Below are 26,738 nucleotides of genomic sequence, written 5' to 3' on the forward strand. Positions count from 1 at the left end.
TCAACCCTTAGGCGAGCTCTTACCGATCCGGGTGTGAGTCGTATAACGTCCCTGGCCAGATCGTGGTTCACGATCTGTTCCGGTCCTGCTGCCCGCACAGTCGCGGCGACGGGTCCGGATCTCGGATGGAGGAGGGTTCTAGCCTTGAGGCAACGACTCGCGCGGGTGCTCGGAGGCGTCGCCATTCTGGCGCTCGTCGCCGGTGGCGCCGCCGCATGCAAGAAGGAAGAGCCGACGACGCCTGGTGGCTCGACGGTCTCGGGTCTGAAGATCGGTTTCTTCGGCGCCCTCACCGGTGACGCCGCTGGTCTCGTGACCCCGGGCAAGAACGGCGCTGAGCTCGCGATCGCCGAGTACAACGCCGCCAACCCGGGTGCCAACGTCACCCTGGTGCCGTTCGACTCGCAGGGCTCCGGCGACAAGGCCGCCCCGCTGGCGACCGCCGCCGTCGCGGACGAGAAGATCATCGGCATCGTCGGCCCGGCGTTCTCGGGTGAGTCCGAGGTCGCCAACCCGATCTTCGACAAGGCCGGCATGCCGATCATCACCCAGTCGGCCACCCGGCCGAGCCTGAGCGGCAAGGGCTGGAAGATCTTCCACCGCGGCGTCGGCAACGACCTGTCGCAGGGCCCGGCCATCGGCCGTTACCTGAAGGACGTCGCCAAGGCGGAGAAGGTCTTCCTCGTCGACGACCAGTCCGCGTACGGCACCGGCCTGCGTGACGAGGTCGAGAAGATCCTCGGCGCCGCCGTCGTCGGCAAGGACAAGGTCACCGAGAAGCAGGTCGAGTTCGGCCCGGTCGTGACGGCCGTCAAGAACAGCGGCGCGACCGCGGTGTTCTACGGTGGTTACACCCCGGAGGCCGCCCCGTTCCTGAAGCAGCTGCGTGCCGGTGGCTACAAGGGCACCTTCATCGGTGGCGACGGCCTCTACGACGCCAACATGCTGAGCGTTACCGGCAAGGCTGACGTCGAGGGCGCGGTCGTGACCTGCCCGTGCGGCCCGGCCACCGCGGCCAAGGGCAACTTCGTGGCCGACTTCAAGGCCAAGTTCGGCACCGACCCGGGCGTGTACGCCGACGTCGCGTACGACCTGACGAAGGTCTTCCTCGAGGGCTTCAAGGCCGGCAAGACCACGCGCGCCGACATGCAGGCGTTCCTGGGCACCTACAACGGGGTCGGCACCGCCACCGGTGTGACCTACAAGTGGGAGGCCAACGGCGAGCTGGACCCGGCGCAGGTGTCGATCTGGGCGTTCGTCGCCAAGGACGGCGCGTGGGCGAACCCGCAGCAGCTCCCGAAGAGCTGATCTTTCCCGATCGGCAAGTGTTTCGCAGTTGATACCCGGTGCGGCCGGAGGTTCCCCCTTCCGGCCGCACCCGGCTTTTCAGAACCCTTTCGGGAGCCCCCGTGAATTTCGATGACCTGATCCAGGGTTTCCCTGATCTGACGACCACCGGATTGGCCCAAGGGTCGATCTACGCGCTGGTGGCGCTCGGATACACCCTGGTCTACGGCGTCCTGCGCCTGATCAACTTCGCCCACTCCGAGGTCTTCATGTTCGGCACCTTCGCCGCGCTGTGGACCTGGGGGATCATGGGCTACGACAGCAACTCCACCCGCCCGGACCTGGGCACCGCACTGTTGCTGATCCTCGTCTCGCTGGTGGTCGCCTCACTGTTCTCCGGTGGTGTGGCGATGGCGGTCGAGGCGGTGGCCTACCGGCCGCTGCGTAAGCGCAACGCCCCACCCCTTGTCTTTCTGATCAGCGCCATCGGCGCGTCGTTCGTGCTCGCCGAGCTGATGGGCGCGTTCACCGAGCGCCGCCAGCAGGGCATCCCGGGCCTGCTGCCGGGTGAGCCGCTGTTCTCCGCCGGCGGCTGGACGGTCTACCCGCTGCAGCTGATGACCTTCGTGGTCGCGCTCGCCGTGATGTTCGGCCTGGACTGGTTCGTGGCCAAGACCCGCTTCGGCCGGGGTATCCGCGCCGTCGCGCAGGACGCCGACACCGCCGCCCTGATGGGTGTGAACAAGGGGCGCGTGATCGCGCTCGTGTTCCTGCTCGGCGGCCTGCTGGCCGGCGTCGCCGCGGTGTTCTACAGCATGAAGCAGGGCAACACGCGGTTCAACGTGGGCTTCCTGATCGGTCTGAAGGCGTTCTCCGCCGCGGTGCTCGGCGGTATCGGCAACCTGCGCGGCGCGCTGGTCGGCGGTCTGCTGCTGGGCCTGGTCGAGTCGTACGGCGCGGCGCTGTTCGGCTCGAACTGGACCAACGTCATCGCGTTCGTGGTGCTGCTCGTCCTGCTGATGTTCCGCCCCACCGGTCTGCTGGGAGAATCGCTGGGGAGGGCCCGCGCATGACGACCGAGACTGTCAAGAAGCAGCGCTGGAAGCTGAACCTGCGGGACCGCTTCCAGGATCTGCCCAAGCCGGCGCGGATCGCCGCGATGGTGGTCTTCGTGGTGCTGCTGTACCTGCTGCCGACGAAGGCGTTCTACGAGAACCTGGGCTTCCCGATCCCGGTGGGCAGCGGTTACCTGCCGTTCTACACGACCGGCTCGGACATGGCCGGTGTGCTGTTCCAGTGCGGGTACTACATCCTGCTGGCGCTGGGCCTGAACGTGGTGCTCGGTTACGCGGGTCTGCTCGACCTGGGCTTCTTCGGCTTCTTCGCGGTGGGCGCCTACACGGTGGCGCTGCTGACGTCGCCGGAGAGCAAGCTGATCACGGAGTACAACTGGCTGGAGAGCCCGTGGCCGTGGCTGGTGACGGTGCCGATCGCGATCGCGCTGGCGATGCTGTCGGGTGTGCTGCTGGGCTGGCCGACGCTGCGGTTGCGCGGTGACTACCTGGCGATCGTGACGCTGGGCTTCGCCGAGATCATCCGGATCGTGGCGAAGAACCAGGACTGGATCCTCAACGGCGACCGGGGCATCCCGAGCGTCGGGCACCCGCCGGGCACCTGGCCGGACGGCGAGGCGATCTTCGACCTGGAGTTCACGCCGTACTACTGGCTCGTGCTGACGGTGATCATCGCGGTCATCTTCCTGATCCGGAACCTGGCCAACAGCCGGGTGGGCCGGGCGTGGGTGGCCATCCGCGAGGACGAGGACGCGGCCGAGCTGATGGGCGTGCCGACGTTCAAGTTCAAGCTGTGGGCGTTCGCGATCGGTGCGGCGATCGGCGGCCTGTCCGGTTCGCTGTGGGCGGGTCAGGCGAACTTCGTCAACTCGAACACGTTCAGCCTGGAGAACTCGATCCTGGTGCTGGCGGCGGTGCTGCTGGGCGGTGCGGGCAGCATCGGCGGCGCGATCCTGGGCGGCTTCATCGTCATCTACCTGCCGGAGTGGCTGCGCTCGGTCGGTGACGTGTTCGGCTGGCCGACGCAGGTGGAGATCGCGGGCATCCACATCGACGTCAGCCCGACGTCGCTGCGGTTCGTGATCTTCGGCGCGCTGCTGATCGTCGTGATGATCTACCGCCCCCAGGGCCTGTGGCCCAACCGCCGCCGCGCGGCGGAGCTCAAGGACCGGCAGAAGGAGGTGGCCCCCGTTGAGTGAGCGTAAAGCTCTGCTGGAGGTCGACAACGTCACGCTGCGCTTCGGCGGCGTGGTGGCGCTGAACCAGGTCGACTTCACCCTCTACGAGGGCGAGATCCTCGGCCTGATCGGCCCGAACGGCGCCGGCAAGACCACCTGCTTCAATGCGATGACGGGCGTGTACCTGCCGACCGAGGGCCAGATCCGGTTCAAGGGCGAGCAGGTCAGCGGTAAGAAGCGCAACAAGATCACGAAGATGGGCATGGCTCGCACGTTCCAGAACATCCGTCTCTTCCCGGAGATGACGGCGCTGGAGAACGTGCTGGTCGGCGCGGACGCGCACAACAGCACCAGCGTGCCGACGGCGCTGCTGCGGCTGCCCAAGCACTGGCGCGAGGAGCGGCAGAGCAAGGCGCGGGCGCTGGAGCTGCTCGACTTCGTGGGCATCACGGGTCGCAGCGACGACCTGGCCCGCAACCTGTCCTACGGTGACCAGCGGCGGCTGGAGATCGCCCGCGCGCTGGCCACCAACCCCGCGCTGCTGTGCCTGGACGAGCCGGCCGCCGGCTTCAACCCGGCGGAGAAGGTGGCGCTGCTCGAGCTGATCAAGAAGATCCGTGACTCGGGCGTGACCGTGCTGCTCATCGAGCACGACATGCGGCTGGTCATGGGTGTGACGGACCGGATCGTCGTGCTCGAGTTCGGCAGGAAGATCGCTGAGGGTACTCCCGAGGAAGTGCGGGACAACCCGAAGGTGGTCGCGGCGTACCTGGGAGTTCCCGATGCTGCTTGAGATCGATGACATCACGCTGCACTACGGGCGGATCCAGGCGCTGCACGGCATCAGCCTGCACGTCAACGAGGGCGAGATCGTCGCGCTGATCGGCGCGAACGGCGCCGGCAAGTCGACCATCATGCGGGCCATCTCCGGCCTGCGGGCGGTCTCGCGGGGCGCGATCCGGTTCAACGGCGAGGACATCAGCAAGGTCCGGGCGGACCTGCGGGTGGCTCGCGGCATCTGCCAGGCGCCGGAGGGCCGGGGCGTGTTCCCGGGTATGACGGTGCAGGAGAACCTGGAGATGGGCGCGTACATCCGGCGCGACCACGCGGCGATCGCGCAGGACATGGAGCGGGTCTTCGGCCTGTTCCCGCGCCTGCTGGAGCGGCGCAAGCAGGCCGGCGGCACGCTGTCCGGCGGCGAGCAGCAGATGCTCGCCGTGGGCCGCGCGCTGATGGCCCGCCCGAAGCTGCTCCTGCTCGACGAGCCGTCGATGGGTCTCGCTCCGATGATCATCCAGCAGATCTTCACGATCATCACGGAGATCAACCAGCAGGGCACCACGGTGCTCCTGGTGGAGCAGAACGCCCAGCAGGCCCTCTCCCGCGCCCACCGCGCGTACGTCCTGGAGACCGGCAACATCGTCAAGGAGGGCACGGGCGCCGACCTGCTGCACGACCCGGCAGTCAAAGCCGCCTACCTCGGCGTCGCCTAACTCCCTCCCCACCCTCGCAACACCCCGACGGCCCCGGCCCGGACCCCACAGGTCCGCACCGGGGCCGTCCCCGTTGCCGACGATCTTGCGCGAACTGTGGGTACGACACGGGCAGACGTCGCGAAAAGGCAACAGTTCGCGCAAGATCGTCGGGATCTTCGTGAAGGGCCGCGTCGGTGGGGATTTGGGGCGGGTGGTTGCTTGCTTTGGGTTACCGTGAATCATCACACGGTGCGCAAAGGGGATGGACGTGCTCAAGACGCTGATTCCGGTCGGGGTGATAGCGATCGCGCTGGCCGCGGGCGGTTGTGGCGGCGGGGGTGAGCCGGCCGGATCCCCTAGTGCCGCGCCCAGTGTGTCGGTGAATCCGACGCTGGCGGCTATGGTGCCGGACGCGATCAAGGCTGACGGGAAGATCCTGGTGGGCGTCGACGCGACGTACGCCCCGAACGAGTTCCTCGCCCCGGACGGGTCCACCGTGGTCGGGTTCGACGTGGACCTGTTCAAGGCCGTCGCGCAGACCCTCGGGCTGACCGCCGAGTTCCAGCCGGCCACCTTCGGCGACATCATCCCGGGTGTCGGGTCCGGCAAGTACGAGGTCGGCGTCTCCTCGTTCACCGTCAACGACGAGCGCAAGAAGCAGGCCCAGATGGTCACCTACTTCAGCGCCGGCACCCAGTGGGCGACCAAGACCGGCAACCCGGCCGGGATCAACCCCGACGACCCGTGCGGCAAGCGCATCGCGGTGCAGAAGGACACGGTCCAGTTCGAGGACATCACCAAGCGCTCCGAGGCGTGCGTCGCCGCGGGCAAGCCCGCCGTGACCATCCAGCCGTACGCGGGTCAGGACCAGGTCGCCAGCTCGGTGGTGTCCGGCAAGGACGACGCCATGCTCGCCGACTCGCCAGTCGCGGCGTACGCGGTCAAGCAGTCCAACGGCCAGCTGGAGCTGCTCGGCGGCATCTACGACTCGGCCCCGTACGGCTACGTGGTCAGCAACAACCAGGCGGAGTTCGCCAAGGCGCTGCAGGGCGCGGTCGACGAGCTGATCAAGAACGGGACGTACGAGAAGATCCTCAGCAACTGGGGCGTGCAGGCGGGCGCCGTGCCCAGCGCGCAGATCAACCCGTAGACCATGACCGCCCCGGACACGTCGGCGAGCCCGGTGCCGCGGGAAGCCGAACCGATCAAGGCCATCCCGGTCCGGCACCCGGGGCGGTGGGTCGCGATCGCCGTGATCGCGGTGCTGGCGGCGATGTTCGTGCACCTGCTGGTCACGAACAAGGCCTTCAACTGGCCGTTCATGTTCCAGAACATGTTCACGCCGCCGGTGATCCGGGGACTGGTCGGCACCGTCACCATCACCGTCCTCGCGATGATCATCGGCGTGGTGCTGGGCATCGTCGTCGCGGTCGCCCGGCTGTCGGACAACCCGATCCTGCGCGGCACCTCGTGGGCGTACACCTGGTTCTTCCGGGCCGTGCCCCGGTACGTGCTGCTGATCGTCATGGGCAACCTGGGCATCCTCTGGCCGCGGCTGGAGATCGGCGTCCCGTTCGACACGTACCTCGGCAAGCTGTTCGGGCTGGAGAACGCGCACTGGCGGCTGTTCGGCATCGAGACCCGCGAGCTGCTCGTCGGGTTCTGGGTCGGCGTGCTCGGCCTGGCGCTGTCCGAGGCCGCGTACATGGCCGAGATCGTGCGCGCCGGCATGCTGTCGGTCGACCCGGGCCAGGACGAGGCGGCCACCGCGCTCGGCATGAGCCGCGGGCAGGCCCTGCGCCGCGTGGTGCTGCCGCAGGCCATGCGCGTGATCATCCCGCCGACCGGCAACGAGACGATCGCGATGCTGAAGGACACCTCGCTGCTCATCGCGGTGCCGGTCACCGCCGAGCTGTTCTTCCAGCTGTCGGCCATCGGCAACCGGACCTTCCAGGTGTTCCCGATGCTCGTCGCGGCGATCATCTGGTACCTGGTCCTGGTCAGCATTCTGCTGGTCGGGCAATACTTCCTGGAGAAGCGCTTCTCGCGCGGGTACGGCCGTGCGGCGAAGGCGAAGATGAAGCTCGAAGGCCTGGCCGCCGAGCACGGGGCGAACCCGGAGGTGCCGTGAGCCGTTCCGAAGCAGCCGAGCACAGCGGGGCCACGGCATGACCACCCCGCAGCCCGCCCGCCACCGCGCGCCCGACGACCCCGCCGGCGCCGAGCCGATGGTGCGCACCGAGAACGTGCACAAGGCGTTCGGGCACGTCAAGGTGCTGCGCGGCATCGACGTCACGGTGCCGCGGGGCAACGTATGCGTGGTGCTGGGCCCGTCCGGCTCGGGCAAGTCGACGTTCCTGCGCTGCATCAACCACCTGGAGAAGATCGACGCCGGGCGGATCTGGGTCGACGGCAGGCTCGTCGGCTACCAGCAGAAGGGCGACAAGCTCCACGAGCTGCACGACAAGGCCGTCGCCGCGCAGCGCCGCGAGATCGGCATGGTGTTCCAGCGGTTCAACCTGTTCCCGCACATGTGCGCGCTGGAGAACGTGATCGAGGCCCCGACGATGGTCAAGGGGCAGAACAAGGCCGACGCCCGCCGCCGCGGCATGGAGCTGCTCGACCGGGTCGGCCTGGCCGACAAGGCGCTGAACTACCCGTCCCAGCTGTCCGGCGGCCAGCAGCAGCGCGTCGCGATCGCCCGCGCCCTGGCCATGGACCCCAAACTGATGCTGTTCGACGAGCCCACCAGCGCCCTGGACCCCGAACTCGTCGGCGACGTCCTCGACGCGATGAAGGACCTGGCCCGCTCCGGCATGACCATGGTCGTGGTCACCCACGAGATCGGCTTCGCCCGCGAGGTGGGCGACCAGCTCATCTTCATGGACGGCGGCGTCGTCGTCGAATCCGGCCCGCCCCGCCAGGTCCTCACCACCCCCCAACACCCCCGCACCCGCGACTTCCTCAGCAAGGTCCTCTAACCGAGCGCGTTGATCATGAACCTATGGCACGGTTCGGCGGCGTGTCGTGGGCACAAGTTCATGATCGACGTGGCTCGGCTCCGCTGGACGGCCGCGGTGGGACGGGCGGGCTGGTGATCGCCGGGGCGGCGGGTGGCGATTAGGGTGGGCGCATGCCTACCGTCGCGGATCTCGAATTCGGGAACTACCTGCTGGTCACCACGTTCCGCAAGGACGGGCGGGCCGTGTCGACGCCGGTCTGGGCGGTGCGCGACGGGGCCGACATCTACGTGTGGACCGTCGCCGACAGCGGCAAGGTCAAGCGGCTGCGCCGCAGCAGCAAGGTCACCATCAGCGACTGCGACGTGCGCGGCAAGGTCAAGGGCCCGAGCATCCCGGCCCGCGCGAAGCTGCTGAGCGCGCCGGAGACCGAGGCCGTGCGACACCTGCTGGCCAGGAAGTACGGCATCCTCGGCCGCATCACGATGTGGGGCAGCAGGATCCGCCGCGGCGCGGAGGGCACCGTCGGCGTACGCATCACCGAACCCCTCCCGCCCAAAGCCTGACCCGCCTCCCTGGGCGATCATGAAGTTGTGGCCGTGACACGCCGTCGAGCCGTGCCATAAGTTCATGATCAACGCGGTCGGGGCGGTCGGGGCGGTCGGGGCGGTCGGGGCGGTCGGGGCGGGCGGGGGAGGCGGGGGTGAGGCGGCGCTGAGGGAGGGCGTCGGGGGGAGGGCATAAGCTCTTCGGGTGACTGAGACGCTGCTGCTGCTGGATGGGCATTCGCTGGCTTACCGGGCGTTCTTCGCGCTGCCCGTGGAGAACTTCGCGACCTCGACGGGGCAGCCCACCAACGCCGTGTACGGCTTCACCTCGATGCTGATCAACGTGCTGCGCGACGAGAAGCCCACCCACATCGCCGTCGCCTTCGACGTGTCGCGCCAGTCCTTCCGCACCGAGCAGTACGCGGAGTACAAGGCCGGCCGCTCGGAGACCCCGACCGACTTCAAGGGGCAGGTCAGCCTGGTCCAGGAGGTGCTGGACGCGCTGCAGGTCAAGCACGTGCAGCTGGCCGGCTACGAGGCCGACGACATCATCGCCACGCTCGCCCGGCAGGGCCGCGAGGCCGGCATGCGGGTGCTGATCTGCACCGGCGACCGCGACGCGTTCCAGCTGGTCACCAAGGACGTCACGGTGCTGTACCCGCGCAAGGGCGTGTCCGACCTGGCCCGCATGGACCCGGCCGCGGTGCTGGAGAAGTACGGCGTCGGCCCGGAGCGCTACCGGGATCTGGCCGCGCTGGTCGGCGAGTCCAGCGACAACCTGCCCGGCGTGCCGGGCGTGGGCCCGAAGACCGCCGCCAAGTGGATCAACCAGTACGACGGCCTCGACGGCGTCATCGCCCGCGTCGACGAGATCAAGGGCAAGGCGGGCGAGAGCCTGCGCGAGCACCTGGCCGGGGTGATGCGCAACCACCAGATCAACGAGCTGCGCGACGACCTCGACCTGCCGCTGGACGTGCCGTCCTCGCACTGGACCACCTGGGACCGCGAGGCCGTGCACCAGGTCTTCGACACGCTGCAGTTCCGGGTGCTGCGCGAGCGGCTGTACCAGTACCTCGACACCGCCGAGCCGGAGGCCGAGGCGGGCTTCGAGATCGACGGCACGGTGCTCACCGAGCCCGGCGCGCTGGCCGCGTGGCTGGCCGAGCAGGCGCCCGGGCCGGTCGGCGTCGCCGTCAGCGGCACGTTCGGCCGGGGCACCGGCACGCTGACCGGGCTGGCGCTGGCCGCCGACCACACCGCGGTCTGGGTCGACCCGACCGACCTGGAAGCCGCCGACGACGCGGCGCTGGCCGCCTGGCTGGCCGACCCGGCGCGGCCCAAGGTGCTGCACGACGCGAAGCCGGCGCTGCTGGCGTTGCAGGCCCGCGGCTGGGAGCTGAACGGGCTGACCAGCGACACCGCCCTCGCGGCCTACCTGGCCCGTCCCGACCAGCGCTCCTACGACCTGGCCGACCTGGCGGTGCGCTACCTGCACCGGGAGCTGCGCGCCGAGGCCAACGACACCGGCCAGCTGGCGCTGGACTTCGGCGACGGCACCGCCGACCACGCCGCCGAGGAGGCGCTGATGCTGCGCGCCCGGGCGACCCTCGACCTGGTCGAGGCGCTGGGCGGCGAGCTGGACCGCGGCGACGGCGACCGGCTGCTGGCCGACGTGGAGCTGCCGCTGGTGCCGGTGCTGGCCGCGATGGAGCGGGTCGGCATCGCCGCCGACACCGACTACCTGACCGAGCTGGAGGCCCAGTTCGCGGGCGAGGTGAAGGCGGCGGCGCAGGCCGCGTACGGCGACGTGGGCCGCGAGTTCAACCTCGGCTCGCCCAAGCAGCTGCAGGAGATCCTGTTCGGCGAGCTGAACCTGCCCAAGACCAAGAAGATCAAGACGGGGTACACCACCGACGCCGACGCGCTGCAGTGGCTGTTCGCGCAGACCGGGCACCCGGTGCTGGAGCACCTGCTGCGCCACCGCGACGTGGCCAAGCTGAAGTCGACGGTGGACGGCCTGCTCAAGTCGGTCAGCGACGACGGCCGCATCCACACCACGTTCTTCCAGACCGTGGCGGCCACCGGCCGGCTGTCCAGCACCGACCCGAACCTGCAGAACGTGCCGATCCGCACCGAGGAGGGCCGGCGCATCCGCCGCGCCTTCGTGGTCGGGCCCGGCTACGAGTCGCTGCTGACGGCCGACTACAGCCAGATCGAGATGCGCATCATGGCGCACCTGTCGCAGGACGCCGGCCTGATCGAGGCCTTCGCCTCCGGCGAGGACCTGCACACCACGGTCGCCTCGAAGGTCTTCGCGACCGACGAGGTCACCGCCGAGCAGCGGCGCAGGATCAAGGCCATGTCGTACGGGCTGGCGTACGGCCTGTCGGCGTACGGGCTCTCGCAGCAGCTGGGCATCTCCACCGCGGAGGCGACCGCGCTGATGGAGGACTACTTCGCCCGCTTCGGCGGCGTGCGCGACTACCTGCACGCGGTCGTCGACCAGGCCCGCAAGGACGGTTACACGGCCACCATCCTGGGCCGCCGCCGCTACCTGCCCGACCTGGTCAGCGACAACCGGCAGCGGCGCGAGATGGCCGAGCGCATGGCGCTCAACGCCCCGATCCAGGGCTCGGCCGCCGACGTCATCAAGCTCGCGATGCTCCGCGTCGACAAGGCGCTGCGGGCCGAGGGGCTGGCCTCGCGGATGCTGCTCCAGGTCCACGACGAGCTGGTGTTCGAGGTCGCCGCGGGTGAGCGGGTGGCGCTGGAGGCGCTGGTGCGCCGGGAGATGGGCGGCGCGGTGGACCTGTCCGTGCCGCTGGAGGTCTCCGTGGGCGCGGGCCACGACTGGAACGAGGCCGACCACTGATCGTCGCCAGGTGGCGGGGACGGGCCGTCCGGCCCCGCCACCTGGGACGGCGGCGATGCGCGGATCGCGGCGCGGCAGGCTGAGCTAGGGTCACGATCGTGAGCGCTTCGACCGTACTCGTCATGGGAGTGTCCGGCAGCGGCAAGACGACCGTCGGCACGCAGCTGGCCAAGCGCCTCGGCGCCGTCTTCGCCGACGGCGACGACCTGCACCCGCAGGCCAACGTGATGAAGATGTCCGCGGGCATCCCGCTGACCGACGAGGACCGCGCGCCCTGGCTGCGGCTGTGCGCGCAATGGCTGGCCGGGCAGCAGGACGAGGGCATCCCCGCGGTGCTGGCCTGCTCCGCGCTCAAACGCTCCTACCGCGACCTGTTGCGCGAGTCCGCGGCCGGCCTGGCCGTGGTGTACCTGGACGGCTCCCGGGAACTGCTGGCCTCGCGGCTGTCGCGCCGCCCCGGGCACTTCTTCAACCCGCGCCTGCTCGACTCGCAGCTCGCCGACCTCGAAGTCCCCGGCCCCGACGAGGGCGCGATCGTCGTCCCGATCACCCTCAGTCCCGAGGAGATCCTCGACCAGGCTGTGGCGGCGCTGTCCCGGGCCTGACCCGCGTGTAGATAGACGTTGGCCTATCACGTCGAAAACGATCTACCCGGATTCGATGTGATAGGCCACCGTCTATGCTGGCCGGCCTCCCGGCCTCCCGGTCGCACTGCGCCCGGCCCGCGCTCAGCCCCGCCCGGGCTCAGCCCCGCCCGCGCGTGACCGTCGCGCGTCGAGTCGTTGAACCCTGCGTCGATCATGAAGTTGTGGACACGACACGCCGTCGAACCGTGCCATAAGTTCATGATCAACGCGGGGGAGGGGAGGGGTCAGAGGGTTAGTTTGTTGAGGAGGCGGTTGGGGGTGCCGGAGAGGGAGCCGGTGACCACGTTGGGGGTGGCGTTGGTGACGATCCAGGAGTGAACCGTGGCCTGGCTGGCGTCGCCGTAGGTGGCCTTGTAGAGGGCGGCTATGCCGGCGGCGTGCGGGGTGGACATCGAGGTGCCGTTCTTGCTGCCGGTGCCGCCGCCGGGCACCGTCGACACGATGCCCGAGCCGGGGCCGTACAGGTCGACGCAGGAGCCGGTGGAGGAGTAGCTGGCGCGGGCGTCGGTGGAGGTGGTGGCCGCGACGACGAGCGACGCGGTCAGGTTGCGGGGCAGCCGGTCGCAGGAGTTGCCGCCGGTGTTGCCGGCCGAGGTGGCCAGGAAGACGCCCGCGTTCATCATGTTGGTCAGCGCCGTGGCCAGCGTCGAGCTGTACGTCATGTTCCACGAGGTGTTGGCGACGGCCGGCTTGACGTGGTTGGTGCGCACCCAGTTGACCGCGGCGACGGCCGATGAGGTGGTGCCGCTGCCGGCGCAGTTGAGCCACTTCACGCCGTGCAGCCGTACGGCCTTGGCCACGCCGTACGAGGTGGAGCCGATGGTGCCGGCCACGTGCGTGCCATGGCTGTTGCAGTCGGTGTTGTTGCTGTCGATCGAGTTGTAGTCGAACGACGCCCGGGTGCCGAAGTTCGGGTGGGACGCGTCGATGCCCGAGTCGATGATGTACGCGTGCACGCCCGCGCCCGTCGCGGTGTACGTGTAGCTCGCCGACAGCGGCAGCGCGCTCTGGTCGATGCGGTCGATGCCCCACGCGGGCGGGTTGCTCTGCGTGGTGTCGAGCACGTTGTGGTGCCAGGCGTCGCGCTCGATGGCCAGCACGTCGGCGCTGTGCGACAGCTCGCGCACCTGGGCGGCGCTCAGCTCGGCGGCGAAGCCGTTGACGGTGGTCCCGAAGTCGACGCGGGCGGTGGTGTGCAGCGCCCGCAGGGCGACCCCGCGGTCCGCGCCCGCGCGGAAGGTGACCAGGTAGGCGCCCGGGATGACGGTGACGTCCGGGCCGGCGGCGGGGGCGGTGATCGGGACCGGGATCGCCCGGTAGGGCGCGCCGGCGGCGAGCGCGGGTGACGGCAGGGCCACGACGGTGGCCAGGGCGGTGGCGGTGATCGCGGTGGACGCCAGTAGGCGGGCACGCCAGGACCGGTTGGTTGGCACGTCTTCCTCCCCAATACCAGGCGCCGCCCTGTTTGGACGGCGGCTGGCTCGGAGAGTACATAGATATTGTTACAGTAATCAATGTCTGGGGCACGAAAAGAGGGCGCCGCCCCGGTGTGGGGCGGCGCCCGGTGCCACGGACTCACTCGACGTTGGGCCCCTTGTAGGGGTCCGTGCCCTCGTAGGTCTTCGCGTGCTCCCGGTCGTAGCGGATGCCGGGCCGTTCGCGGCTGTGGTGGTAGCTGTAGATGAAGTAGATGATGAAGCCGAGCAGCATCCAGACCGCGAACCGGACCCAGGTGTCGACGGGCAGGTTGAGCATCAGCCACAGGCTCGCCAGCGCGGCCAGGATCGGCAACACCGGCACCCACGGCACCCGGAACGGGCGCGGCAGGTCGGGACGGGTCTTGCGTAGCACGATCACGCCGAGCGCGACCACGAAGAAGGCGAACAGCGTGCCGATGCTGACCAGCTCGGAGAGCTTCTCCAGCGGGATGAACGCGGCCAGCAGGGCGATGACGACGCCGACCCCGATGGTGATCAGGTACGGCGTGCCGTAGGTGCGGTGCACCTTGGCCATGCCGATCGGCAGCAGGCCGTCGCGGGACATCGCGAACAGCACGCGCACCTGGCCGAGCAGCAGCACCAGCACCACGGTGGTGATGCCGCAGATCGCGCCGAGCGAGATCAGCTTGGCCACCCAGGGCTGGCCGACCACGTCGAACGCGTGCGCCAGCGGCGCGTCGACGGCCAGCTGCGTGTAGTGCACCATGCCGGTGATGACCAGCGAGACCAGCACGTAGAGCAGGGTGCAGATGACCAGCGAGCCGATGATGCCGCGCGGCATGTCCCGTTGCGGGTTGCGCACCTCCTCGGCGGTGGTGGCCACGATGTCGAAGCCGATGTAGGCGAAGAAGACGATCGCCGCGGCGGCCAGGATGCCCGGGATGCCGAAGTGCACCGGTTCGATGCCGAGCAGCAGCTGGGACAGCGGGGTGTGCCACACCGAGGCGCCGGTCTGCGCGGTCGGCTCGGCCGGCGGGATGAACGGCTTGTAGTTGGCGAACTTGATGAAGAAGGCGCCCACCACGATCACCAGCAGCACCACGGCCACCTTGATCGCGACCAGTACGCCGGAGACCCGGCTCGACAGCTTGGTGCCCAGCACGCCCAGGAAGGTGCAGACCGCCACGATGAAGATCGCCCCGAAGTCGGGTATCGCCTTCTCGCCGGCCACCCAGGCGGGCAGGCTCAGCAGGTTCGCCAGGTACGCCGACCAGCCGCGGGCCACCACGGCCGCGCCCAGGCCGAGTTCGAGCACCAGGTCCCACCCGATGATCCAGGCGACGATCTCGCCCAGGGTCGCGTAGGAGTAGGTGTACGCCGAACCGGCCACCGGCACGGTCGAGGCGAACTCGGCGTAGCAGAGCGCGGCCAGGCCGCAGACGATGCCGGCCACCACGAACGAGATCACGATCGCGGGACCGGCGTTGACGGCGGCCTGGCGGCCGGTCAGCACGAAGATGCCGGTACCGATGATCACGGCGACGCCGAAGATGATCAGGTCGAGGGTGCTCAGGTTCTTCTTGAGTCTGTGTTCAGGCTCGATCGTCTCGGCCATCTCGGCTTCGACACGCTTTGTCCTGAATATCCCTATCGCCACGCCCTGATCATCCGCCCGGCGTCACCGTTCGCGCGCGGTTTCGAGGAAAGTGCAATTGCACCGCCAGGCCGCATCCCGGCCGTCCCCGCCGCAGGCGACCCGCAGCGCGCGCGCAAGATCGCCGTTTCCGGTCACGAAGTGGTGTTCAGACCACAGTTCTTGCCCGGAAACGGCGATCACGCATCGCGGCGGCGGAGGTGGCGTCGCCGGTGGCGGGACGGCGGTGCTCAGGCCGCGGGCTTGTCTGCCACGAAGACGGCCGTGCCGGGGAACAGCCGGCCGCGCAGCGGGGACCACTGGCCCCAGATCTGCTCGTGGCCTGCGGGCCACTCCGGTTCGATCAGATCGATCAGCGTGAAGCCGGCCCCCAGCAGCTCGCGCAGCCGGTCGCCCATGGTGCGGTGGTGCTCGACGTAGGTCGCCGCGCCGCTCTCGTCGTACTCGACGTAGGGCCGGCGGTCGAAGTAGGAGTGCACCGCCCGCAGGCCGCCCTCGGTGGGGTCGTCGAGGAAGATCCAGCGCATCGGGTGGGTGACCGAGAAGGCCCAGCGCCCGCCCGGCTTGAGCACCCGGTGCACCTCGCGCATGACCAGGGCCGAGTCGTCGACGAACGGCACCGCGCCGAACGCGGTGCACACGACGTCGAAGGCCCCGTCGGCGAACGGCAGGGCACAGGCGTCGGCCTGCACCAGCGGCACCGTGATGCCGGTACGCGCGGCGGCCTCGGCGGCGTGGCGCAGCATGCCCGCGGACAGGTCCATCGCCACCACGTCGGCGCCCTGGGCGGCCAGCCAGCGTGCCGCGGCGGCCGCGCCGCAGCCCAGCTCCAGCACCCGGCGCCCGGCGACGTCGCCGAGCAGCTTCGCGTCGGCCTCGCGCAGCCCCTCGGGGCACCAGACGAAGTCGGCCTCGCCCAGGAACTCGCCGTGCTCGGACTGATAGTTGTCGGCGTCGGCGTCCCACCAGCCGCGGGAGGCGCGCAGGTTCTCCGCGGCCGTGACCGGGCGGCGGGTCACGCCGGGGCCGGACTCGACGATCTCGAAGTCGCCGTCCGGGTCGAGGTCGTCGTCGCCGACGGGATGGATCTCCACCCGGACAGCGTACGAGCCGGTCGGGCAGGGGCGGCGCACCTGGTGTGACGCAGAGAACAATTCGCCCGCAATCGCCTTGCAGTCCCCCGAATCAGGAAGAGGGGAGCGTCACGGGAGGGGTGGGGTTGCGTCGTGTGGTAATGGGCACGGTAAGCTGTTCGATGCACTCGCACGTCCGCGGTTCTCGGCATGGAGCAGACCCGTAGCGCGCCGGATCACCGGAGCGTAGGCGAGCGGGAGCGGCAGTGGAATACCCACTGGGTCACACTGAACATCCATCCGACGGAGCAACAGTCCACATGACGAGCAGCATCGAGGCCACCTCGAGCGCCAACAGGGTCACCATCGACGATCTCGGCTCTGAGGAGGCTTTCCTCGCCGCGATCGACGAGACCATCAAGTACTTCAACGACGGCGACATTGTCGAAGGCACCGTCGTCAAGGTCGACCGGGACGAGGTCCTGCTCGACATCGGCTACAAGACCGAGGGCGTCATCCCCTCGCGCGAGTTGTCGATCAAGCACGATGTGGACCCTGCTGAGGTCGTCTCCGTCGGAGATCACATCGAGGCCCTGGTCCTCCAGAAGGAGGACAAGGAGGGGCGTCTGATCCTCTCCAAGAAGCGCGCGCAGTACGAGCGTGCGTGGGGCACCATCGAGAAGATCAAGGAAGACGACGGCGTCGTCCGTGGCTCCGTCATCGAGGTCGTCAAGGGTGGCCTCATCCTCGACATCGGCCTGCGGGGCTTCCTGCCGGCCTCGCTCGTCGAGATGCGCCGCGTCCGCGACCTGCAGCCGTACGTCGGCCGTGAGCTCGAGGCGAAGATCATCGAGCTGGACAAGAACCGCAACAACGTGGTCCTGTCCCGCCGGGCCTACCTCGAGCAGACCCAGTCCGAGGTGCGCACCGAGTTCCTGAACAAGCTCCAGAAGGGCCAGGTCCGCAAGGGCGTCGTGTCCTCGATCGTCAACTTCGGCGCCTTCGTGGACCTGGGCGGCGTGGACGGTCTGGTGCACGTGTCGGAGCTGTCCTGGAAGCACATCGACCACCCGTCCGAGGTCGTCGAGGTCGGCACCGAGGTCGAGGTCGAGGTTCTCGACGTGGACCTGGACCGCGAGCGCGTCTCCCTGTCGCTGAAGGCGACCCAGGAGGACCCGTGGCGTCAGTTCGCCCGTACCCACGCGATCACGCAGATCGTGCCGGGTAAGGTCACCAAGCTGGTGCCGTTCGGTGCGTTCGTCCGGGTCGAGGACGGCATCGAGGGCCTGGTGCACATCTCCGAGCTGGCCGAGCGCCACGTGGAGATCCCGGAGCAGGTCGTTCAGGTCGGCTCCGACGTGATGGTCAAGGTCATCGACATCGACCTCGAGCGTCGCCGCATCTCGCTGTCGCTCAAGCAGGCCAACGAGGGCTTCGTCGAGGGCGAGGAGCACTTCGACCCGACGCTGTACGGCATGGCCGCCACGTACGACAACGAGGGCAACTACATCTACCCCGAGGGCTTCGACCCGGAGACGGGCGAGTGGCTCGAGGGCTACGAGAAGCAGCGCGAGATCTGGGAGCAGCAGTACGCTGACGCCCGCGCGCGCTGGGAGGCGCACACCAAGCAGGTCCAGACCTCGCGCGCGGCCGACGCTGCCGCCGCGTCGGAGGTCCCGACCGGCAACGTGTCGACCTCGACCCCGGCCCCGGCCAAGGCGGCGGAGGAGCCCAGCGGCACCCTCGCCACCGACGAGGCCCTCGCCGCGCTGCGCGAGAAGCTGGCGGGCGGAAAGGCCTGAGGTTCACCCCTCACGCCTTGAGTGACCCGAAGAGGGCGGCCCCCGACTCCACGGAGTCGGGGGCCGCCCTCTTCGCATCTCCACCCCGCCCCGCTCCGCGAGGATGGGAAGGGCACCTTGCCATCGTTTTCCGTAGAGGAAGGTGCCCTTCTTAACCTCGGGCTTGGCGAAGATCGCTGTTTTCGGGCCGAGGCTGCGGCTCGGCAGCGGATTCCTGACCGGCTGACCGGAAACAGCGATCTTCGCGCGCCGCCGGGGGTGGAGCGGGCGGGCGCGCTGCGGGCGGGGCGGGCGTGCGAGCATGGGGCGGTGCGATGGGTGGGGCTGACCGGCGGGATCGGGTCCGGTAAGAGTGCGGTGGCGGCGCGGCTGGCCGAGCTGGGCGCGGTGGTGATCGACTCCGACCGGCTGGCCCGCGAGGCCGTCGCGCCCGGCACGGACGGGCTCGCCGAGGTGGTCGCCCGGTTCGGGGAGCAGGTGCTCGGCGCGGACGGCGCGCTGGACCGGCCGGCGCTCGGCAAGGTCGTGTTCGGCGACGAGACGGCCCGCCGCGACCTGGAGGCGATCATCCACCCGCGGGTACGGGCCCGCACGATGGAGCTGGCTGCCGCGGCGCCGCCCGACACGGTCGTCGTCAACGACGTGCCGCTGCTGATCGAGGCAGGACTGGCCGCGCAGTACGAGCTGGTCATCGTGGTCTTCGCCGACGAGGCGACCCGGGTGGCCCGGCTGGTGCGCGACCGGGGCATGACCGAGGACGAGGCGCGTGCCCGCATCGCGGCGCAGGCCACCGACGAGCAGCGGCGCGCCGCGGCCCACGTCGCGATCGTGAACGAGGGCACGCTGGCGGAACTGCACGCCGCCGTCGACGAGGTCTGGCACACGCGCCTGCGCCCCTGACCCGCCTCCGGGCAGCGCCCGCCGGCGTTTCGCGCCGCGGCCCAGCGCGACGGGCATGATCGCCGGACTTGCCCGGCAGGTGGGCGAAAGCGCGGTCAAGATACGCACAGGTGCCAGGCAAGTCGAGCGATCATGAGGGCTCGCCTGGGAAAGGCCCGCGCCGCCGGGGCGGCACGGGCCTCGTGAAGCCGGGTTACTTGACCTTCGCCGGGAGAGCCGGCGGCTTGTCCTTCAGGTCCAGGTCGAGTTGGGCGAAACCGCCCGTGGCGGTACGCAGCTCCAGCCGCTTCAGCACGCCCGAGTTGTCCACCCAGTAGCGCATCCGGGCCTGCCCCGCCGGCACGTTCGTCTCGACCGCGCTGGGCAGCTCGAACACGCCCACCGGCACCTTGCCCAGCACGTCGACACGCAACCGGCGGCCGTGCTTGGCGATGTGCGCGGCGTCGTCGGGCACGTTGGCTGCCAGCGACAGCGCCTCGTAGATCAGGTAGTCCAGGTCGGTGATCTCGCCGGAGCTGCCCAGCACGACCCACTCGGCCCGCTCCCACTTGCCGGTCGGCGCGGGCAGCGGCGGCTGCTCGGGCACCCGCTTGCCGGGTTTGCGGATGGCGATGCCGGTGCGGTCGGCATGCATCAGCACGTCGTAGCTCTCGTCGTCCTGGTCGCGTACGGCGAGGTACGCGAGCTGCTTCTGCCAGTCCAGCCAGCCCTTGCCGGTGCGCAGCACGCCCGGGTTGACCGGCATGGTCACGGTGACCGCACCGCCGCGGGCCTTCAGGTTGCGCTGGCGCAGCTGGGACAGCACCTTCGCCTCGGCCTTGGTGATCTCGGTCGGCTTGTTGTCGCGGCCGCCGAGCGCCATCGTGCGCACGAACTCCTGCTGCTGGCCGCGCTGCAGGTCGAGCACGGACGGCAGGCCGTCGCCGAGCACCGTCTCCAGGCGTACCAGGGAACCCTTGGCGTCCAGCCAGTAGCCGACCGCGCCGCCGTTGGCCTCCAGCGACTTCGGGTCGGGGGCGGGCGACGGGCTGGCGCTCGCCTTGGTGGGCTCGTCCGCGCCGGCCGAGGCACCGGCCCCGGGGGAGGCCTGCGCGCCGGGGGAGGCGGCGGGAGCGGTCGGGGACGGCACCGTGGTCGCCTCCGTGCGCGGAGCGGTCGCCGCGGAGGCGGACACCCCGGCCGAGGCGACCGCGGACGGCACGGCGGAGGTGGACGACATCCCGGAGGAGGACGGTGCCGCGCTGGGCGCGGTCTGCGGCAGCAGCGCCGGGCCGAGCAGCACGTCCACCGGGGCGCCGTCGAACGTGTCGCGGCGGACCCACTCGTTGCGCAGCTCGCCGAGCGGCCCGGTCGGGTCGGCCTCCTGCTTGGCCAGCAGGAACAGGAAGGCGACCAGGTTGTCGATGGGCCGCTCCTCGTCGCCGCCGAGCTGCAGCGGGCGCACCCGCCAGCCGTCCTCCGGCGCGATCAGCGGCGGCTTTCCGGCGGGGACCGCGGCGGCGGCCGCAGACGTCGCCGCGGCGGGTGAGGCGGCAGGTGCGGCCGATTCGCGGGCCGACTCCGGCGCGGGGCCCGACGCCGCGGGCGCGGGCAGCGCGCCGGGGCGCATCGCGACCACCCCGGGCGTGGCCTGGATCAGCAGCGTGCCGGCCCCGGCCCCGGTGCCGGCCACGGACAGGTAGACGAGCTGGCGTTTCCAGTCGACCCAGCCGTCGACCTTGGTCTGCTTGCTGCCCGGCCCGATGGTGCCGCGCAGGCCGACCCGGCCGTCGGCGAAGTTGCGCGCCCGCATGCCGGCGAGGCGTTCGAGTTCGCCCTTGTTCAGCGGCCGGCTCTTCTCCACGGCGGGCTTGTCCGCCGAGCAGGAGGCCAGGCCGCCGGTCATGGTCGCGGCGAGGCCCAGCAGGAGCCCGCCCGCGGCGAGGAGGTGGAGGATCCGGCGTCGTCCGTTGGTCGAGGTTCCCACGCGAGATGCAACGGGCCGGGGCGGGTGAGGTGACGTGCCAAACCGGTCAGGGTCGCCGTCGGGGGCCGGGCGTGCCCGGATACGTCAAGACCGCCCGCGGCGGCCGGTCGGCGCACACAGTGTGCGCGACCGCAGCGGTGCGCTCATCGATCCTGCGGTGGGGCGGATCGAGGCTGCTACCGGTGCGCCAGAGGTGATGACCGGCCGGTGTGGAGGTCCGGTCGCTCTGGGACGGCCGCCGCGAACGGCCTACCACACGACGGTATCGCGGTGATTGATGACACACAATCGCAATATTGGAGCCGGTCACTCACCTACCGTCACACCAGCCCCGCTTACCTGCACAGCGGCTCGCGCGAGTGTCACACGCCCGGCGTAGGTTGGGTCACATGAGTGAGACCGCCGCCGCCACGATCCCCCGCCTGGACGGGACGTTCCAGGTCATCAGCGACTACGTGCCCGCCGGTGACCAGCCCGCCGCCATCGAGGAGCTCGCCAAGCGGGTGCGCCGCGGCGACAAGCACTCGGTGCTGCTGGGCGCCACCGGCACGGGCAAGTCGGCGACCACGGCCTGGCTCATCGAGAAGCTGCAGCGCCCGGCGCTGGTGATGGCCCCGAACAAGACCCTGGCCGCCCAGCTGGCCAAGGAGTTCCGCGAGCTGCTGCCCAACAACGCGGTGGAGTACTTCGTCAGCTACTACGACTACTACCAGCCCGAGGCGTACATCCCGCAGACCGACACCTACATCGAGAAGGACTCCTCGATCAACGAGGAGGTGGAGCGGCTGCGCCACTCGGCGACGATGTCGCTGCTCACCCGCCGCGACGTGATCGTGGTGGCGACGGTGTCGGCGATCTACGGCCTGGGCACGCCGCAGGAATACCTGGAGCGCGCCGTCAAGGTCAAGGTCGGCGAGGAGATCGACCGGGACAAGCTGCTGCGTCGGTTGGTGGAGATCCAGTACGCGCGCAACGACATGGCGTTCAACCGGGGCACGTTCCGGGTCCGCGGCGACACGCTGGAGATCATTCCGGCGTACGAGGAGCTGGCGCTGCGCATCGAGTTCTTCGGCGACGAGATCGAGCGGCTGTCCTACCTGCACCCGCTCACCGGCGACGTCATCAAGGACGTCGACCAGATGATGATCTTCCCGGCGACGCACTACGCGGCCGGGCCCGAACGCATGGAGCGGGCGATCGCCGGCATCGAGGCCGAGCTGGAGGAGCGCCTGGCCGAGCTCGACCAGCAGGGCAAGCTGCTGGAGGCGCAGCGGCTGCGCATGCGCACCACGTACGACCTGGAGATGATGCGCCAGGTCGGCTTCTGCAACGGCATCGAGAACTACTCGCGCCACATCGACGGCCGCGAGCAGGGCAGCCCGCCGCACGCGCTGCTCGACTACTTCCCGGACGACTTCGTCACCGTCATCGACGAGTCGCACGTGACCATCCCGCAGATCGGCGGCATGTACGAGGGCGACGCCTCGCGCAAGCGGGTGCTGGTCGAGCACGGCTTCCGGCTGCCCAGCGCGCAGGACAACCGGCCGCTGCGCTTCGACGAGTTCCTGGAGCGGGTGGGCCAGATGGTCTTCCTGTCCGCGACCCCGGGGCCGTGGGAGCTCAAGCAGGCGCAGGGCGAGTTCGTCGAGCAGGTGATCCGCCCGACCGGTCTGGTCGACCCGCAGGTGGTGGTCAAGCCGACCAAGGGCCAGATCGACGATCTGATGCACGAGATCCGGCTGCGCACCGAGCGCGACGAGCGGGTCCTGGTCACCACGCTGACCAAGAAGATGTCCGAGGACCTGACCGACTACCTGCTGGAGAACGGCATCCGGGTGCGTTACCTGCACTCCGAGGTGGACACGCTGCGCCGGGTGGAGCTGCTCAAGGAGCTGCGCATCGGCGAGTTCGACGTGCTGGTCGGCATCAACCTGCTGCGCGAGGGCCTGGACCTGCCCGAGGTGTCGCTGGTGGCGATCCTCGACGCGGACAAGGAGGGCTTCCTGCGCAGCGGCACCTCGCTGATCCAGACCATCGGCCGGGCCGCGCGAAACGTGTCCGGCGAGGTCCACATGTACGCCGACAAGATCACTCCATCGATGGCGTCGGCGATCGACGAGACCAACCGGCGCCGCGCCAAGCAGGTGGCGTACAACGAGGCCAACGGCGTGGATCCGCAGCCGCTGCGCAAGCGCATCCACGACATCCTCGACGACATCTACCGCGAGGCCGAGGACACCGACACCGCGCTGGCCGGGCACGGGCCGGGCGGACACATCATCGGCGGGTCGGGCCGGCAGATGTCGCGCGGCAAGGCCCCGGTGCCGGGGACGCGCTCGAAGGCGCGTACCACCTCGGAGAAGCGCGGCGCGGTCGTCGCCGCGACCGAGGGCATGGCCCGCGTCGAGCTGACCAAGCTGATCGGCGAGCTCAACGACCAGATGCTCGGCGCCGCCGCCGAGCTCCAGTTCGAACTCGCCGCCCGCATCCGCGACGAGATCACGGAGCTGAAGAAGGAACTCCGCCAGATGGACGCCGCCGCCTGACCGGCCTCCTTCGCACGCCCGGCCCGCCAGCCACCCGGCACGGCGGGCCGCCGCCCGACACGGGCCGCAACTTTTAAAGACCTGCGCCTTCCGGATGGCCGGGAGTGCGCAGGTCTTTAAAAGTTGCGGCAGAAGCGGTGGGGCGGGCGGTCACCGGGGATCGAGGTGGTCGGGGTAGGTGGGGCGGCCGGTGACGGCGTCGCGGAGCTTGTCGGCGACGCCGAGCATCGGGTCGACGATCTTGTTCCACGGCGGGGTGCTGGGCGACTTGGGGTGCGGGCGGGTGCCCGCCGCCTCCTCGGCGATCGCGGCCCGGTTGCCCAGGCGGATCAGCTCGTCGTCGTCGGCGAGTTCCTTCAGCCGACTGTGGATGCGGCGGTCGGCGGTGTGCTTGTGGCGGCGCAGGTGGGCGTCGACCTCCAGGGCGAGGTTCTGGAAGCCCTCGTCCTCGGCGGGCATGACCGACAGCGTCTGCAGCACCTGGCGGATCGCGCCGTCCTCGGCGAGTTCCCGGTTGACCAGGTCGTCGCCGTCGGGGAACAGGCTCTTCACCGTGGGCAGCAGGTACTGCTCCTCGGCCGCGAGGTGCCGGCTGACGACGGCGGTCACCACCTCGGCGACCTGGCGGCGCCGGGCCGGTGAGGCCGTCGCGGCCTCACCGGCCAGCTCCGCGGAGAGCCGGGTGATCTGCCGGTGCTCGTCGGCCAGCATGTCGACGATGCTCTGCCCGGCGGGGGTGTACTGGGCTTCGGCCTCGGGGGACAAAGGCGGTAGTGGTGGCAGCTCAGCGCTCATGTCGCGGAGCTACCCGGGCCGGGCATCGAGCAAACCTGACCGGGTTTGACGCCGCCGGGCGTAGCTCATAGCATCGACGCCGATCGCCTCCGGGCTACGGCGGTCGTCTTCTCGGCGTGGTCGGTCCGACCGCCAAGGGCAGTGGTGTGTGCGTCCGTTCGCGCATGAATCCTTCCGGAACAGGATCCCCACAGTGCCCACACTCTCCTCCAGAGCCGGGCGTGCCACGCTCGGCGTCCTCATGCTGACCCTGTCCGCGCTCGCGGTCGTGGTCGCCGCCACCTCCACTCCGGTCCGCGCCGCCGATCCGGTGACCGTGCTGTCCAGCGGTTTCGAGGACGGCACCGTCCAGGGCTGGGCCCGGCGCGGCACCGTCGAGCTCGTCGAGAACAGCTCCGCCGTCGCCCGCACCGGCACCCGCAGCCTGCTCACCTCGGGCCGCACCGCGGCCTGGAACGGTCCCAGCCGGGACCTGCTGACCACGGTCGCCCGCGGCACCCGCTACACGTACTCGGTCTGGGCGCGCGCCGCCGCCGGGGCGGGCAGCGTGCAGCTGCGGATGAGCGTCGAGCGCCGCTGGCAGGGCACCGCCAATTACGAGCAGGTCGTCAACAGCACCACCGTCACCGACGGCGGCTGGACCCAGCTGACCGGCGGCTACACCCTGGCCAACGACGCCGACTTCTTCGCCGTGTACGTCGAGACGGTCAGCGGCACGGCGTCGTTCCACATCGACGACTTCAGCCTGTCGTACCTGCCGCCGAGCCCGATCCAGACCGACATCCCGTCGCTGAAGTCGGTGTTCGCGAACGACTTCCCGATCGGCGCGGCGGTCGGCCGCCCGCAGCTGCTCGCCGAGCGCGGCCAGCTGCTGGCCAAGCACTTCAACTCGGTCACCGCGGGCAACGCGATGAAATGGGACGCCACCGAGCCCACCGAGGGGGTGTACAACTGGACCGACGCCGACGCGATCGTCGCGTTCGCGCGGGCCAACGCCATGAAGGTGCGCGGCCACACGTTCGTCTGGCACAACCAGACCCCGGCCTGGGTGTTCAACGACGCCGGCGGGCAGCCGATGACCGCGACCGCGGCCAACAAGACGCTGCTGCTGGCCCGGCTGGAGGCGCACATCCGCGCGGTCGGCGGCCGGTACGCCGACGACGTGTCCGCGTGGGACGTGGTCAACGAGGTCATCGACGAGAATCAGTCGGACGGCCTGCGCCGCAGCACCTGGTACACCATCACCGGCCTGGACTACATCCGCACCGCGTTCCGGGTGGCCCGGCAGGTCGCGCCGAACGCGAAGCTGTTCATCAACGACTACAACACCAACGTGCCGGCCAAGCGCGACAAGCTGTACAACCTGGTCGCGCAGCTCAAGGCCGAGGGTGTGCCGATCGACGGGGTGGGCCACCAGCAGCACGGCAACATCTCCTGGCCGACCGGCGCGGAGACCGACTCGATGATCGCCACGTTCGTCCCGCTCGGCGTCGAGCAGCAGATCACCGAGATGGACGCCAGCATTTACACCAGCAGCTCGGAGAGCTTCACCACGCCGCCCGCGGACCGGCTGGCCAGCCAGGCCGCGCGCTACAAGGCCTGGTTCGACGTGTTCCGCAAGTACAAGGCGAACATCACCTCGGTGACGCTGTGGGGCCTGGCCGACGACGAGACCTGGCTGGACAGCTACCCGGTGAGCCGCAAGGACTTCCCGCTGCTGTTCGACGTGCAGCTGCAGGCCAAGCCGGCGTACTGGTCGATCATCGGCGGGGCCTCGCCGACCACGTCCGGGCAGGCCTCGCCGAGCGCGTCGGTCTCGCCGAGCCCGTCCCGCAGCGCTTCGCCGTCGCCGAGCGCGTCGGCCAGCCCCAGCGCGTCGCCGAGCCCGTCGGCGTCGCGCAGTCCGTCGGCCTCGCCGAGCGCCAGCGCGTCGCCGTCGCCGAGCGGCACGCCGATGCCGGGATCGTGCCGGGTCAAGTACACCGTCACCAACCAGTGGAACACCGGCTTCCAGGGTGACGTGGTGATCACCAACACCGGCTCGGCGGCGGTCAACGGCTGGGCGCTGCGCTGGACGTTCGCCAACGGCCAGGTCGTGAACCAGTCCTGGAGCAGCGTGTACGCGCAGAGCGGGGCGAACGTGACGATCACGAACGCGGCCTGGAACGCCGCGATCGGCGCGAACGGCGGCACCGCCTCCTTCGGCTTCCTGAGCAGCTGGAGCGGGTCCAACCCGGCCCCGGCGACGTTCACTCTCAACGGCAGCGTCTGCACGCAGGGCTGACGTTCTACGCGGGCCTACATCTTCTTTGCTGTGCGCACAGCAGAGAGGATGTAGGCCCGCCGCGCGACATGTGCCCGCGCGGGGTCGCCACCGAGCAAATCCCGTGCCGCCGGCGCCGAACTCGTCTACGCTCGCGTCCCGTGACCGACGTTGACGCCCTCTTCACCCCGCTGGCCGCCGAGGCCGTGCCGGCCGTGTCCCGCCTGGCCGCCCGGTGCCTCGCCGTCGACGGCGGCCTG

Annotated in this window: 19 protein-coding genes and 1 pseudogene; 15 read left to right on the plus strand and 5 right to left on the minus strand. The window is 70.0% G+C overall.

What is annotated here, in order from left to right:
• Window positions 1-144: 144 nt before the first annotated feature.
• The 11 genes from Cco03nite_RS30665 (at window position 145) to Cco03nite_RS30715 (ending at window position 11,998) form a co-directional block, all read left to right on the plus strand.
• Complete coding sequence (locus Cco03nite_RS30665) at window positions 145-1,308, plus strand: branched-chain amino acid ABC transporter substrate-binding protein (protein WP_203696448.1); 1,164 nt, start codon at window positions 145-147, stop codon at window positions 1,306-1,308.
• A gap of 101 nt (window positions 1,309-1,409) precedes the next feature.
• Window positions 1,410-2,360: a branched-chain amino acid ABC transporter permease gene (locus Cco03nite_RS30670; protein WP_203696449.1), complete on the plus strand. Its 951-nt coding sequence runs from the start codon at window positions 1,410-1,412 to the stop codon at window positions 2,358-2,360.
• On the plus strand, window positions 2,357-3,559 hold the full coding sequence (locus tag Cco03nite_RS30675) for a branched-chain amino acid ABC transporter permease (RefSeq protein ID WP_203696451.1): 1,203 nt from the start codon (window positions 2,357-2,359) through the stop codon (window positions 3,557-3,559). Before Cco03nite_RS30670 ends, Cco03nite_RS30675 begins: the two co-directional genes overlap by 4 nt.
• Entirely contained in the window at window positions 3,552-4,331 is a 780-nt protein-coding gene (locus Cco03nite_RS30680; protein ID WP_203696453.1) for an ABC transporter ATP-binding protein, read from the plus strand. Before Cco03nite_RS30675 ends, Cco03nite_RS30680 begins: the two co-directional genes overlap by 8 nt.
• Window positions 4,321-5,031, plus strand: coding sequence for an ABC transporter ATP-binding protein (locus tag Cco03nite_RS30685; protein ID WP_203696455.1), 711 nt, complete (start codon window positions 4,321-4,323; stop codon window positions 5,029-5,031). Before Cco03nite_RS30680 ends, Cco03nite_RS30685 begins: the two co-directional genes overlap by 11 nt.
• Before the next feature lie 382 nt (window positions 5,032-5,413).
• Entirely contained in the window at window positions 5,414-6,163 is a 750-nt protein-coding gene (locus Cco03nite_RS30690; protein ID WP_239167791.1) for an ABC transporter substrate-binding protein, read from the plus strand.
• A 3-nt stretch (window positions 6,164-6,166) separates the two neighbouring features.
• The gene (locus Cco03nite_RS30695) at window positions 6,167-7,144 is read left to right on the plus strand and encodes an amino acid ABC transporter permease (RefSeq protein ID WP_203696459.1); all 978 of its coding nucleotides are present in this window, start codon (window positions 6,167-6,169) and stop codon (window positions 7,142-7,144) included.
• Between the two features lie 37 nt (window positions 7,145-7,181).
• Window positions 7,182-7,994: an amino acid ABC transporter ATP-binding protein gene (locus tag Cco03nite_RS30700; RefSeq protein WP_275412089.1), complete on the plus strand. Its 813-nt coding sequence runs from the start codon at window positions 7,182-7,184 to the stop codon at window positions 7,992-7,994.
• 152 nt (window positions 7,995-8,146) lie between these two features.
• Window positions 8,147-8,539: a PPOX class F420-dependent oxidoreductase gene (locus Cco03nite_RS30705; RefSeq protein WP_203696461.1), complete on the plus strand. Its 393-nt coding sequence runs from the start codon at window positions 8,147-8,149 to the stop codon at window positions 8,537-8,539.
• Between the two features lie 187 nt (window positions 8,540-8,726).
• Entirely contained in the window at window positions 8,727-11,393 is a 2,667-nt protein-coding gene (polA, locus tag Cco03nite_RS30710; RefSeq protein ID WP_203696463.1) for a DNA polymerase I, read from the plus strand.
• Window positions 11,394-11,491: 98 nt separating this feature from the next.
• Complete coding sequence (locus Cco03nite_RS30715) at window positions 11,492-11,998, plus strand: gluconokinase (protein ID WP_239167792.1); 507 nt, start codon at window positions 11,492-11,494, stop codon at window positions 11,996-11,998.
• A gap of 266 nt (window positions 11,999-12,264) precedes the next feature.
• Here the strand turns inward: Cco03nite_RS30715 and Cco03nite_RS30720 are convergent, their stop codons facing one another.
• From Cco03nite_RS30720 to Cco03nite_RS30730, 3 genes are all read right to left on the minus strand, one after another.
• Window positions 12,265-13,473, minus strand: coding sequence for a S8 family peptidase (locus Cco03nite_RS30720; protein ID WP_203696465.1), 1,209 nt, complete (start codon window positions 13,471-13,473; stop codon window positions 12,265-12,267).
• 142 nt (window positions 13,474-13,615) lie between these two features.
• A complete protein-coding gene (locus Cco03nite_RS30725) occupies window positions 13,616-15,094 on the minus strand; it encodes an amino acid permease (RefSeq protein ID WP_239167793.1) in 1,479 nt (492 codons plus the stop codon).
• 269 nt (window positions 15,095-15,363) lie between these two features.
• Window positions 15,364-16,173 carry a class I SAM-dependent methyltransferase gene (locus tag Cco03nite_RS30730; protein ID WP_239167795.1) on the minus strand — a complete coding sequence of 270 codons (810 nt, stop codon included), beginning with the start codon at window positions 16,171-16,173 and terminating at the stop codon, window positions 15,364-15,366.
• Window positions 16,174-16,526: 353 nt separating this feature from the next.
• Here Cco03nite_RS30730 and rpsA point away from each other — a divergent pair, with 353 nt between their 5' ends.
• On the plus strand, window positions 16,527-18,008 hold the full coding sequence (gene rpsA, locus Cco03nite_RS30735; protein ID WP_203696469.1) for a 30S ribosomal protein S1: 1,482 nt from the start codon (window positions 16,527-16,529) through the stop codon (window positions 18,006-18,008).
• A 309-nt stretch (window positions 18,009-18,317) separates the two neighbouring features.
• Window positions 18,318-18,905 (plus strand): annotated as a pseudogene (coaE, locus tag Cco03nite_RS30740) (dephospho-CoA kinase); the annotation flags it as partial.
• Between the two features lie 196 nt (window positions 18,906-19,101).
• Here coaE and Cco03nite_RS30745 read toward each other — a convergent pair.
• Window positions 19,102-20,874, minus strand: a complete 1,773-nt coding sequence (locus tag Cco03nite_RS30745; RefSeq protein WP_203696473.1) for a hypothetical protein — start codon at window positions 20,872-20,874, stop codon at window positions 19,102-19,104.
• Window positions 20,875-21,263: 389 nt separating this feature from the next.
• Between Cco03nite_RS30745 and uvrB the strand changes: the two genes are divergently transcribed.
• On the plus strand, window positions 21,264-23,420 hold the full coding sequence (gene uvrB, locus Cco03nite_RS30750; RefSeq protein ID WP_203696475.1) for an excinuclease ABC subunit UvrB: 2,157 nt from the start codon (window positions 21,264-21,266) through the stop codon (window positions 23,418-23,420).
• Between the two features lie 150 nt (window positions 23,421-23,570).
• Here the strand turns inward: uvrB and Cco03nite_RS30755 are convergent, their stop codons facing one another.
• Complete coding sequence (locus Cco03nite_RS30755; RefSeq protein WP_203696477.1) at window positions 23,571-24,215, minus strand: hemerythrin domain-containing protein; 645 nt, start codon at window positions 24,213-24,215, stop codon at window positions 23,571-23,573.
• 193 nt (window positions 24,216-24,408) lie between these two features.
• Between Cco03nite_RS30755 and Cco03nite_RS30760 the strand changes: the two genes are divergently transcribed.
• A complete protein-coding gene (locus Cco03nite_RS30760; protein WP_239167794.1) occupies window positions 24,409-26,499 on the plus strand; it encodes an endo-1,4-beta-xylanase in 2,091 nt (696 codons plus the stop codon).
• Window positions 26,500-26,738 lie beyond the last annotated feature (239 nt).

It is taken from the genome of Catellatospora coxensis (genome assembly GCF_016862635.1).
GTDB lineage: Bacteria > Actinomycetota > Actinomycetes > Mycobacteriales > Micromonosporaceae > Catellatospora > Catellatospora coxensis.